At 36.8% G+C, this 13,411-nt stretch carries 7 protein-coding genes; 2 read left to right on the forward strand and 5 right to left on the reverse strand.

What is annotated here, in order from left to right:
• Window positions 1-37: 37 nt before the first annotated feature.
• Together JST55_14220 and JST55_14225 are read right to left on the reverse strand one after the other, a co-directional pair.
• On the reverse strand, window positions 38-433 hold the full coding sequence (locus JST55_14220) for a response regulator (GenBank protein MBS1494666.1): 396 nt from the start codon (window positions 431-433) through the stop codon (window positions 38-40).
• 35 nt (window positions 434-468) lie between these two features.
• Window positions 469-3,702, reverse strand: a complete 3,234-nt coding sequence (locus tag JST55_14225) for a PAS domain S-box protein (GenBank protein ID MBS1494667.1) — start codon at window positions 3,700-3,702, stop codon at window positions 469-471.
• Between the two features lie 993 nt (window positions 3,703-4,695).
• Between JST55_14225 and JST55_14230 the strand changes: the two genes are divergently transcribed.
• On the forward strand, window positions 4,696-5,199 hold the full coding sequence (locus JST55_14230) for a hypothetical protein (GenBank protein ID MBS1494668.1): 504 nt from the start codon (window positions 4,696-4,698) through the stop codon (window positions 5,197-5,199).
• 157 nt (window positions 5,200-5,356) lie between these two features.
• On the opposite strand, the gene JST55_14235 is transcribed toward JST55_14230, so the two are convergent.
• Both JST55_14235 and JST55_14240 read right to left on the reverse strand, forming a co-directional pair.
• Window positions 5,357-6,415 (reverse strand): hypothetical protein, encoded by a 1,059-nt coding sequence (locus JST55_14235; GenBank protein ID MBS1494669.1) that lies wholly within the window; start codon window positions 6,413-6,415, stop codon window positions 5,357-5,359.
• 932 nt (window positions 6,416-7,347) lie between these two features.
• On the reverse strand, window positions 7,348-9,171 hold the full coding sequence (locus JST55_14240; protein MBS1494670.1) for a T9SS type A sorting domain-containing protein: 1,824 nt from the start codon (window positions 9,169-9,171) through the stop codon (window positions 7,348-7,350).
• Window positions 9,172-9,391: 220 nt separating this feature from the next.
• Here JST55_14240 and JST55_14245 point away from each other — a divergent pair, with 220 nt between their 5' ends.
• Window positions 9,392-10,855 carry a hypothetical protein gene (locus JST55_14245; protein ID MBS1494671.1) on the forward strand — a complete coding sequence of 488 codons (1,464 nt, stop codon included), beginning with the start codon at window positions 9,392-9,394 and terminating at the stop codon, window positions 10,853-10,855.
• 170 nt (window positions 10,856-11,025) lie between these two features.
• Here JST55_14245 and JST55_14250 read toward each other — a convergent pair whose 3' ends face one another.
• Complete coding sequence (locus JST55_14250; protein ID MBS1494672.1) at window positions 11,026-13,365, reverse strand: T9SS type A sorting domain-containing protein; 2,340 nt, start codon at window positions 13,363-13,365, stop codon at window positions 11,026-11,028.
• Window positions 13,366-13,411: the final 46 nt, after the last annotated feature.

A 13,411-nucleotide genomic window follows, 5' to 3' on the forward strand; every position in this document is an offset into this window, starting at 1 on the left:
AATTCCCACTGTAGGAAGAGAAAAGAAATAACTCCACTCACCCAAACAAACGTGAAATAATCTCTCTGCTGAGCGGCTTTGAAATGAACCCTGTTACAAGTTCATTTGCTGCGGCTCTTTCCTTATCGGAATCATCTATAGAAGAGGACAGCATATAAATTGTGAACTGCGTTTTTATAAAATCCGGAAATTTTTCAAACTCATCCAGAAATTCCCATCCGTTCATCAGCGGCATATTTATATCCAGAAAAATGTTTGAAGGATTTACCGCTGCGGCATCAGAATAATTTTCAGCAATAAAAACTAAACCATCCTCGGCTTTCAGAAATGATTTTATCTCCGCATCCGGATACACCCTTTTAATTATTGTCTTGCAGAGGAGATTGTTAGACGGATCGTCATCTACAATTATTACATTTTGTAAATTCTTCATAAATATTATTAATAGAATTTTTTAAACGAAAGCTTTTATAAAGGAAGCTCAATTTCAAATGTTGTGCCTTCATTAATTTTACTGTGAACCTTTATACTTCCACCTAAATTTTCTACCTGTGATTTCACCATGAACAAACCCATTCCCTTGCCTTCTATATCCGGATGAAATCTTTTATACAAACCGAACACCTGGTCACCTTTCCTGTCTAAATCAATTCCTGTGCCGTTATCACTAAACGTAAGAATCGCCTTCCCGTCCCTTATCCCGGAGGTTATTGTTATTTCGGGAGTAACTCCCGGCTTTTTATACTTTATGCTGTTCACTATAAGATTCTGAAAAATACTGTAAAGGTAACTTTTTAAAGTATTTATCTTTTTTAAATCATGGAAGTTTGTTTTTATTTCGACTTGGTCCTTCGCTAAAAGATTAACAATACTAGTTTTTATTGAATGCACTAATTGAGATAAAAATATTTCTTCTTTTTGAGAATCTGCTTCTTTGTTCAAATGAAGAATTTCATTGAGGTCTTTTATAACACGGTCAAGTCTTTTTACTCCCGAGAGCATTTCCTCCAGAAAGATTTTCTTATCCTCTTCGCCGTATGTTTCATCGCTAAGCTCTTCTGCAAATCCCAGTATATTGGCAACAGGCGCTCTGAGATTATGAGAAATGATATAGGCGAATTGCTCAAGATTTTTATTGCGCTGAAAAATATCCTTGGTAAGCTTTTCCTTTTCTTCCTCGGCAAGAATTCTTTGCGTTATATCCTGCGCAAAGCATGCAGTACCGATCACTTTGCCTGCATCCAGCATCGGATAAAATGAAATTTCCAGCCAGACTTTCTCAGGACTTTCAAAAAATTCTACCTCAGTAAATCTCTCTCCTGAAAATGCGCGCTCATAATGTTTTTTATAGCGTTTCATCATTCTTTCATTGGGAAAAACCTTCAGGATACTTTCTCCTAGTTTTAAATCCTTACCAAATATTTTCTTTACCGCTTCATCGTTTGTATAGTTTGAAGTGATTAATTTAAAGTTAGTATCTACACTCCACATTAAATTTGTTGTGCTGTTTATAAGCGCAGCAAGATTGTTTTTGGTAAACTCTTTTTCCTGCTCAGCTATATAGCGTTCCGTAATATCATGCACTACTCCCGTCACTGAAGTTATAGCTCCCTCTTCATTCAATGTGTACTGTAACTGTGAGAATAAATATCTTTCAGTTCGGTCCGGTCTTACAATTCTGAAACTCAAAGAGATATTTGTTAAAGTCGGCTCAACTTCGTCAAAAGTTTTTAACACAAATTCCAGATCATCCGGATGAATAAATGTTTTCCAAGTTTCAAATGTATGAACATTATTTTTGGGAGATACTCCGTAAATCCTGCAGCATTCCTCTGACCATATTGAAATTCCTTTTGCAACATCTATTTCCCAGCTGCCTACGTGAGCAATTGCCTGCGCCACTTTCAAAGTTTTTTCGCTGTCGGCAACTTTTTTCTCGGCAATTTCATGCAGCCTTTTCTTTTCCATCACATCCAGCGCAAAAGAAATATCACCGGCCGCCTCTGTGAGCAGATTTATTTCCGCCTCATCAAAATAATTCACTTCAGGATAATACAGACTGTAGATTCCTATTACCTGTCCCGATTTTTTTATTGGAAGTGTGATGGCTGAATTAAACTGCTCTTCCCTTCCGAAATTTTTCCATGCGCTTTTGTATTCTTTCTTAATGTCATTTATTACACTGTAGTCGGCGCCTTTCAATACTCTGTCTATAGGGCCGCCCGGACTGTACTTATACCTTGCTAAAATTTCGCGGGTATTTTGCGATGCCCCGCACTGTGCACGCATTTTTATAATTCCCTTTTCATTTTCTGTCAGTCCTATCCATGCCATTTTCAGTTTACCCTGATTGATTGCTATCTCGCACACTGCATCAAATAAGTCCTGCTCATTTTGATTATGAATAATTGCCTGATTTATATGGCTTATGAAATAATAAAGCCGGTAGGCATTTGCAAGTTTTAGCTCTGCTTCCTTACGCTCAGTTATATCCCTGAAGTTTGCAACAATTGCTCTTATATTTTCATCATGAAGTTTATTTATTTTTATTCCTTCCAGCCATTTATAACTTCCGTCTTTATGCTGAATTCTGTGAATGCTGCTTATCTCTTTATCGGGAGCCTTTAGCAGTTCATCAAATATATCTCCCTTTTTTACTTCATCATCCGGATGCGTACTGAATGTAAAATTTTTACCAATCAATTCCTTCGGCTCATAGCCGAGTATTTTTATTGAGGGACTTACATATTCTATAATTCCTTCAGCGCTTAATAATGCAATTATATCTCCTGCGTTTTCAACGAGTGTCTGATATTTTTTTTCTGTGCGTGTTAGTTCAAGCTCGGCAAATTTCATTTCAGATACATTCTGATGCATCACCATTGCTCCGTTTGAATTTCCAATTTTTAACGGAGAAACAATCAAACGAAACCATAATTTTTCTTTTGGAGTATTGCACGGATAGTCTAATGAAAATTTATCGATAGAACCTCCTAAAATATTTTTTATTCCTTCGGCTGCTTTTTCTCCAATTTTTTTATCAGAGCCCAGCGCATTCTGTGAAATATGGATATAGTTTTTTCCTAAGCCGTAATTGAAATCCTCTAATTTGTTTTGCTCTGCAAATTCTTTCCAGGCTTTATTTACAGCTATAATTGTTCCGTCACTATCAAGCAAAGCAATATGATTAGGTGAGGAATCTATTATGGCTCCCATCTCCAGCTTAGAAAGAACATCCCTGTCATTTTCAATCTTTTCTTTAGAAATTTCTACTTCGATATAATCTGAAAGCTCTTTCTGTATTCTGTATTTTTCTAAAGCATTAGCTATAGCTGAGGGCAGCCTTGTTATTCTGTCCTTTATGATGTAATCAGTTCCGCCTTTTTTAATTATCTGAATAGAAAAATCTTCACTGATAGCTCCCGTAATTAATATAAATGGAATCTTTAAATTTTTTTCCTGAACTATTTCCAGAGCTTCTATAGAATTGAAATCCGGAAGAGAGTGGTCACAAAGAATTATATCGGGAGGTTCTTTTAATTCATTTATATAATCAGCTTTAGTATGGACTACGCTGATAGTAAAGTTAAGTCCGCTTTTTTTAAGTTCACGCCCGATAATTTCTGCATCGGCAGGTGAATCTTCAACTAATAAAATTTTTATTTTTTTGTGATATAGATCGGATAATTTCTTAAGAGGCATCGTTTCAATTTAGAGTTTGAAGCAGGATACTGATAGATGCAAAAAGTTTATAAATGTAAAAATATACGAGATGTATAATCGAAAGGATATTCTTTGCCCAATTTTCCCCTTCTTGCGGAAAGTAATACATCCTATATGTTAATACAATGTACAAACAGAGAATTTTGTGCGAATTTTCTCAAAAAATAAGTATTTTTACGCACAAAAAATGAATTTAATGGCAGCTCGTTGCCAGTCGGAGAGTATTATTACAAGCTGAATTTCCCGCCGTTGTTGGTCTCCTGACCAGCAACCACAAGGATATGAAAATCACTTACCTTACGGGGATCCGCCAAGTAGGGACAGGCAGTTGGGAATGAGATAAACAAACTCTCCCCTTGAGGGGAGTCCGACCGAAGGTCGGGAGGGGTGTTTGAACGGACACCCACCGTCTCGCCGTAGGCTCGACACCTCCCTCAAGGGAGGAGTTTTTTCCCGCCGTTGTTGGTTCCCCCGTCCCGCTTTAGCGAGTCCTGAAAAACAACCATAAAGATTTGTACTAACACATCCCACGTTAAACCACCCCTCCCGCAAAAAAAACTGCGGGACAAGTACCCGCTCCTTGGTAAGCTACCAATTATCAAGTCCCGCTTTAGCGGGAGAGGGGAACAGATTTAAACAAAATCCGGCCTTATAAATTTGGAGCTTGTCCCGCACTTGATGCGGGATTAAGAAAATCACGAGAACAATCGCTAGCGAGAAGTTTGTTTGAGCGAGCGAAGCGAAGCGAGTTTACTTCGAGCGCGATTTTCGGAGTGATTTTTAGGGAAATTTATAGTCCGCCTAAGCGGATTGATTTTTTTGGTTCTTTTTGTATCAAGACAAAAAGAATAATGAAACGAAGTTTCATTAAATGATGAGACTCCGGATATATCAATCATACTTAATCAGTGTAATCCGCGATTGAAGTTTTTATCAGTATAATCAGTGATAAGTTTTCAATATCTTTGATGTATGATTCGACTCTACTGGCTTACGAGAATTTATATTGTAATGGCATCGCTTTATTACGCCTGGTACATGACTGCATTTGCGCTCTCCGATAAGCTTCACTTGACATACGACCTCATTCCGTTTCTATCAGTCTATTGGTTCTTAGCCGTTATCTTATATTTTTATTTCAGATATATTTATCTTATTACGTTCAGGAGGTTCTTGCTTGTCTGCGGGTGGAGCTTTATAAATATCCTTCTTGTGAACTGGCTTCTGCAGGAAATTTATTTTTATTTTTATTATATCTCTATACCGCTGATTCCGTTTTCAATATTTGAAGTCTTCAGGATTTCCAGAAGGATGCAAACTAATATAAGCGGCTTTGACGCTAACGGAGAGGAATTTGAAATTGATGAAGAAGAGTATCAGAAACGCCTGAAAGAAGAGGAAGAAGAACGCGCAAGGATGGAGGCGATAAGGCAGGAAGATGGGGATAAAGAAGAAGGTAAGAATTTATTAAAATAATTATGAAAAAGTCCGGTTTTCGTTCAAATAAATATTGTAAAATCAGTTAAATATTTTCAACTTTACATAATGCAGAAATAAATACAAGTATTAATAATTATTTATTTTCACTTTCAAAATTTTCGCGTAACTTTTGCGATTTTGAGCCGGAATCGCACTATCTGTACCTATCCCTTTTGAACCTCTCAGCCTGCTCTTTTAAACCTGCAAATCCGCTCTGATTTTGCACTTTATCGTAATAAATATCAGCCTTAGCCTTATCTCCCATTAAATCGTAAGTCATCCCAAGCTTTAGCCAGCCGTCCGCAGCGATTTCGGTCGACTCCTTATCCACTTTCCGGCTCAGTTCTTCAGCTTTGAGCAAATTCTTTTCAGCATCGGATAACTTCCTTTGACCTAAGTAACTTACGCCTAAGTAATAATGTGCTTCACGGCGGAGTTTTTCGTTAAATCCAAAGATATTGGAGTCACATAGCTGCACCACTTTTTCCCATCCGCTAATTGCAGATTCCCAGTTTGAGAGTCCTATGAAGCTGCGGCAAAGCAGCTGTCTGAAAAAAGCGTTATTCGGGTATGAAATCACAAGTTCCTGTGAGTAAAACTGAGATTCTGAGTAATTTTTTTCGTATATGGAGTAGAGGTAAGCTAAAATGAATTTTGCTTCCGTTCTGGCATATCTGGAGTTCATTGAAATTTCTTTTATCTGCGCAAGTCCCTTAAGCTTATCTCCCTTTGGAAAGATTATCATAAGCGGCTTAATTATAGGATACTTATCGGGTACGAACTCAGCAAAATAATTGTATATTCCAAGCCCGAATTTGACATCGGGGTTGTTCGGATTTATCTCATTTGCCTTATCTAAAAGATTAAGAGCCGTCTTGCCATCCTGCGCAGCTTTTAGCCAGCTATCCTTCAGGCTGTACACAAGTCCGCGATAGCCCACTGCTCCCCCTTTATAAAAGAGAGCATCAGCATCTTCATCATTTTTATCAAGAAGCTTATCACATACTTCTTCAACTTTGTCAACCTTTTTGTAAAATTCGTCATACAATGCATCATTATCGCGGTCAATATTTATTGCCCACCAGGCAGTCATTGCTTTGAAAAAGTACCCTTCGGGTTTGTTCGGATTAGAGGCAATAACTTCATCGAACACTTTATGCGCGGAATCAAATTTTACATTATAGATATAGTTGATGCCCTGAAGAAGCTTCACCTCAGTATTAGTCTGAGAGTAAGTATCAGTTACTGAAAATGTGAGAAGGAAAAGAAATATTAAGATGAGTGATTTGATATAACTATTAATAAATTCTATATATTAAAGTCTTTTATCTGAAAATAGTTCCGCGGGATAGTAAATAAGTATTTTCTTCCAAAACGCTTCCCAATAAAATTAACGTATTGGAAGAAAATAAATAATGCAATCTATGTACTTAGTACTTTGAAGCCTTTGAAGCTTTCTTTTTAGTAAGCGCTTCCAGACATTTTATATACATTTGTCAGCATTGTTTATCCCCCTATGTTAATAAAAATTGGATAACATTGCTTATAACTAATGCAATTACTTTGCCAATTTATAAAATTCTGATTAAAATTTCAGTCCAAATTGGTAAAAAATTTCTGTTAAAAAATATCGGGAAAAATTAAAGAACTTACTTCAGCAATATCATCTTCCTTATTCAAGAAAATGAGGGAGTTTGTAGCTTATAGAAGTACGTATGGATTATCGGATTGGATTTAGAAAAGATTTTTCATAAAAAAACCTCATCCCGCTTAAGCAGGATAAGGCTAAAAAAAGAATAACTGTAATAAATATTAGAATCCAACTTACATTTATACCGCTCCGCCACGGCGGACTTTCAGCCCCTCAATCCCTCCCTCCCGTCTTTAGCGGGACAGGCTCTTCTTGTAAATGAGGGAAACTTTGCAAAACTAATTTTAAAAAATTTATACTTGGTTGATACCGCCCCCTCAGTCCCTCCCGCCTTAGGCGGGACAGGCTCTCCTTGTAAAGGAGGGAAAGACATATTTTTTACAAACCTTACAAACTTGCTACTTCACTACCACCATCTTCTTAACATCACTCAGTATTTTCAAAAATCAACTCCCCTCCTTTTCAAGGAGGGGGCAGGGGGTGGTTAATAAATTCTACTTCACTACCACCATCTTTTTAACATCGCTAAACTTATCCGTGCTGAGCTTATAAAAATATGTTCCGCTTGGCAGACTCTTCGCATCGAATGTTGCGCTGTGATTTCCTGCCTGCTGAATTTCATTCACAAGCTCCATTACTTCCATTCCCAGAACATCATAAATTTTTAGAGTTACAAATTCTCTGGCAGGAATTTCATAATTAATATTTGTTGTAGGATTAAACGGATTAGGATAGTTCTGAGATAAATGATATCGCTCAGCTAATGTATTAGATGGATGTATGCCGATAACAGGTCCGCTGCATCCGCCCGATACATAAGAACCCATGCCCTGACTCCCGGACCAAATGACTAAACATGAATCGTCATTCACATTTCTGAATCCCACATCCGGTAAGCCCAATGTAGTAGTTGCGGCAATATTATTGACCATCACCATTGTTGACTGAGCTCCTAATTGCCCGCCTTTAAAAGGTCTGATGTATATATTGCCTGAGATTTGATCAAATTTTTCGCTGAATGCAAATAAATAGGAACCCTTAGCTCTGTAATTCGCAGCTACTGAAACACCCATCGTTATAGATGCTGAAGGTTGAACATAACCATAATCAAATACAGGAGCTCCTATTGTTATATCCTGAGTGTATGCATAAAGCGGATCCCAGTCGTTCCCATCGAACAAACTCCTTGATATAACCACAGCAGAATTATCCATGTAACCTGTAGCAGCAAATCTCGGACTTTCTTTTAAACTCACCGGAGTTGTCGCAAAAAATAAGATTGGCGCAAATGCTCCCAAATTAGCATCCTTTGTAAAATATAAACTTCTTCCATTATTAAATTCGTTCGGAACACCGCTTGCAATTGTAACAGTACATAATGTAGAAGCAGACTCCGTACTACTTACATATGCAATATCGGTTTCAAATTTAGCTGAATCAGGTACTGCGCCTGAAAAGCCATAACCATATTGTCCGGTGACGGGCTGTTGATATGATGATGTTACTGAGAGACCGCTAGAAAAAGGGTTCAGGACTCTTAATAGCTTGGATTTTAATCTTCTTGTTCCTCCACCGGTGGAATCTAAAGTAGCCGAAATATAAATGTACGTTGTAGTGGTAAACCTGGCATTATCACTTGTAATTCGGATATTGGTATATTTTTTTGTTGCATTAGAAAGTAAAATTATACCACTTTCCATATGCCCATCCTGCCGAACCCGTAAAATAGCCGAATTGGAAGTGCCTGTAGATGTGTATGTCATAGTTACGAATGCATATGAAGAGTCACCATTGGAAACCGCTTCAATATCTATACTATTATTGTGAATAGCCAGGCTTGGATTTGTATATTTAAGCAAGAGATTGAAAGTTATTCCGTTATCAGATGAACGGAAAATTTTCAAAGTGTCAGGAAGTGTATTTGTTCCATAAACTCCGACTGCAGCATAAATATCTCCATGCACCCTCTCACGCGATATTGCATTAGCCACAATTTTATTTCCCGTTATAGTTGATAGATTTATAATCTGAGAAGCGCCTTGGTTTTCTTCTCCCCTTTTGAAATTAAACACACCTGTAGTTTCCTTTATTATCTGCGGTTTTGTTATTTCATTAAGCTTTCCTTCCCAATATAATTTAGATACCACGTCATTATTATCTCTGGCTATATCAATATTTTTTACAATTTCAGTTATTACCGGGTCCGGCGCAGGAGCTTCAATTATTTGGGAGTATGAAGTTCCGGCTTTTTTATCTGTCTGGGAGAAGACTGATTGAATTGAGACGAACAGCAAAAAAAGTAATGTAAAGTGTTTCATTCAGATTTTTTTATTTTAAAAAATATTTCTATTAATTGTGCACAGTTTGCGCACTTTGTTTATTAACAGTGCAATTTACTATTTCTGAATGAGGTAATGCAAAGAGAAGTTTAATAAAGTAGCACGGGAAACTGAAATTTAAATCCTATCTAATCAAAATTAATAGATTGTTTTCTATAATATTTAAAAATATCTTTTTGCACAAAAAAAATAACAGCTTTTGAACGAAAAAATTATAAGTATCCTTAGAACATTCGATAAAAAAGATATAAAGAACTTTAAAAAATTTCTTGACTCCCCCATTTTCAGTACCGGAAGAGACCTTACGAAATATTATGACTGCATCATCAAATATTATCCGGAATTTGAAATTAACAAAGAAAAATTTTTAAAAAAATATTTCGGAAAATTAGATGATGCCGAAGGAAAACAATCGAAAATTTTAAGGGCTGCAAACTCCGATTTCAGTAAAGCTCTTGATGAGTACATTACTCTGATGGCAATGAAAAGTATGAAATTTTATTCCTCGTATCTTTTAATTGAAGGATATTCAAACCGCGGATTAAATGAACTGGGTGAAATGAAAACTGAGGAGGTATTACTGGAAGAAGAAAATTCTGATTCTTCATTTACAAAAAAACTTCAGGTGATACTTCTGAAAAATTTATATAGTAATTTTAAAAGCTCAATAAATAAAAATTATGAAATATATAATGTGATTGAAAGCCAGAGCGAAGACCTTCTTTCCTTCCTGTTTAATTTTTCATCGCATTTGCTCAATAGTCTCAATGTAAATTCCATCATCTATAATATAGAGAGGAAAACCGAGCAGCTTTCACTTCTAATGAACAATTTTAATTTAGATGTATTTCTCGAAAATCTACGCACCGATTACCCCAACTATAAAAGAATTAAGCTGGATGTAATTCTGCTTTGCTCATTATTAAAAAATAAAAAATTTGAACATCTTTATATGAAGCTGAATGAAGTTTATTTTGATGCGTTCGATACTATGAATGATAGAAATAAAATGAATTATTTTACATTCGTTCTGAATTATTACACCCTGAATCTCAATGAAGATATCATACCTCTGAAATTTGAATTTATTAAGTTTGCTCTCTCGCAAGGACTTTTCTCGTCGGATGACGTAAAATACATCCATCCTTCTTCATATAAAGTTTTTATGCTTGCAGGTCTTCATGCAGGCGATACTGACTGGACTGAAAAATATATAGAGGAGTACTTGGAAAAAACCAATCCCGATATTAAAGAAAATATGCGCTTGTATTCCTATGCTTATCTTACGCATTACAGAGGTGAGTATCTGAAATCGATTGATTTTATTTCCGGCTTCAAATTTGAAAACGAGGTTTTTACCTATGATATGAAACTTATGATGCTCAAAAATTATTACGAGCTTGCAAAAAGTTCGGGTGCTTATCTTGAGAGTCTTAATTATTCAATTGATGCATTTTCTCATTTCCTCAAAGAAAATAAAAAAGTCTCTGAAAGCTATAAAACCGTAGGAAAGGAATTTATTGCAGGAATGAAACTGCTCATCAAGGCAGAGTTCTCGCCTTACTCCAAAGCGGAAAAAATGGATTTAAACTTCAGCATGGAAAAATTTATATCAGAGACAAAAAACTTATGGCTCATAAGCAAGATGAAAGAGATTTTATAATGTAAAATGCAGAATGCAGAATGCAGAATATAGAATGTAAAATGTAGAATGCAAAATGTAGAATGTAGAATGTAGAATGTAAAAGCCTCTTCCGGAAAGAGGCTTTAATTTTACGAACCTTACTATGATAAACTTTACAAACCTTACAAACTTTTAACTTTACGAACTTGCTACTTCACAACCACCATCTTTTTCACATCACTAAACTTATCCATGGTTAATTTGTAAAAATACGTTCCTGAAGAAATACCTGATGCGTTGAATAGAACCGAATAATACCCCGCATCTTTCACTTCATTTACCAATGAAGAAACTTCCTTGCCGCTAATGTCATATACTTTTAGTGAAACAAATCCGGCAACGGGCAACTGAAAGCTGAGAACTGTGCCGGGGTTAAACGGGTTCGGGTAATTCTGAGCCAAAGCAAATCTGCTTGGCACCCCTATGATGACCTCACTCGTCAGCTCGTGATACTCATAATTACCGTTGTAATCTATCTGCTTTAACCTGTAATGATATGAACCCGTTGTTAGTCCTCGTTCTGTGAAAGTATAATTTTGCGGTGTGTTTATTGTTCCGTGTCCTTCTATATATCCTATCTTTTTCCATCCTATTACAAATGAATTTCTTTGAATTTCAAATCCTTTGTTGTTTTGCTCCTGTATGGTGCTCCAGTTAAGTGTGACATTATTTCCTTTAACAATTGAAGTAAATGAGGAAAGTTCAACGGGAAGAAGAACATCGGAGCGTAATATTACACCTGCGTTTCCGACAGCAGTTACATAAAATGAATTGAAGTCTATACCGTAAAGAGACTGATAGGTAGGAAGCTGATACATAGTCCAGTTTGTTCCTCCGTTTGTTGTATTTAATAACACTCCTGCAGAAGAACAAATTGAACCGGTATATCTGTCTTCAAATTTAACGTCATTCATAGGATAAGTAATTCCGCTAACTTGAGTATTCCAGTTTGTTCCTCCGTTTGTTGAAAGAAGAATAGTTCCGCCTGTTCCCACAGCATAAATAGTCAAACTATCTATCATTGTTATTGCATTTAATGCAGCAGAGCTTCCTGTGGAAATAGAAGTCCAGTTTATTCCCCCGTTTGTTGTTTTAAGAACTGTTCCGCCTGAACAGGAAATCATTCCGGTTGCGGAAGAACAGAAATCTAAATCGTAAAATACGGCTGAACTTCCTGTAGCAACCGAGGTCCAGTTCACTCCGGCATTTGTTGTTTTTAAAATACTTCCGCCGTTTGACATCGTAACAATACCATTATTTACATCGGTAAAAACAACGGCAGTTAAACTAACTGCAGTTCCGCTGGTTTGTGATGTCCAGTTCGTTCCTCCGTTTGTTGTTCTTAATATTGTTCCTGTTCCTCCTACAGCGGTACCTGTATTGGCATCCATAAAAAACATTTCTGTTAAAAACTGTGTTGTAGGAGTGCTCTGTATTACCCAGTTTGTACCTGAGTTTGTAGTTTTTAATATTATTCCGTTACCGCCCGATGCGTAGCCGGTACTGTTGTTCACATACTTTACATCACCTAATTGCAGAGCAGGACCATTTCGCTGCGAAAACCAGTTTGTTCCTCCGTTAGTAGTTTTCATTATAGAACCGTATATACCTACAGCATATCCAGTGTTTGCATCAACAAATTTTACACTCAACATATTTTCTGTTGTTCCAAGCGTTAGCGTACTCCAGGTAGAACCGGCATTGGTTGTCTTTAACATACCACCTGAAGCACCGCCGGAAAACCCTGTACTTGCGTTGATAAAAGATGTTCCGTATAAATAAGTCGAAATACCGGAAGTAGTTTCAGTCCAACTTCCGCCTGAGTTTACAGTTCTGTATATTTTTCCGCCAACTCCCACTAAAACTCCTGTAGTATTGCTTGCAAAACTAACGTTGTACATTGAAAATGACACCCCGGTCGAAATACTTGTCCAATTGATTCCCCCGTTAGTTGTCCGCAAAACAGTGGTAGCTCCTGCGGCGTAACCTGTAGTTGCCGAAGGAAAATTCACCGAATTAAGCGAAGTAGTTGTTCCGCTTGAAACAGAAGCCCAGCTTGTTCCGCCGTTGGTGCTGCGTAAAATTGTTCCTGTAGTTCCTGCTATAATTCCCGTACTTGCATTTACGAAATAAATATCCATCAAATCTGTTGTTACCCCGGTATTCATTTCAACCCAACTGTTCCCGGCATTCGTTGTTTTAAAAGCCGTTCCTGTATCTCCGACTATAAATGCTGTATTAGCATCCAGACAAAACACTGAATTTAAATCTTTATTTGTTATGTTGGTGATATTCCAGAATGAGCCGCCGTTAGTTGTGGAAATGACTGTTCCCTCCCACCCTACTGCCATTCCATTATTTGCATCGGAAAAAGATACTTTGAATAAGCTCTCTGAGGTTGGATAGGGATTCTGCAGAGTCCATGTTACCTGACTGAACAAAGATTGCGCGCTTAATATGAGCGCTATAATAAATATTATTTTTTTCATAGGGGTAAAATTTTTATTCTGAGTATTTTTTTAATTTTAATAATCG

The organism is Bacteroidota bacterium (genome assembly GCA_018266835.1).
In the GTDB taxonomy this organism is placed as follows: Bacteria; Bacteroidota; Ignavibacteria; order Tepidaquicellales; family Tepidaquicellaceae; genus JAFDZO01.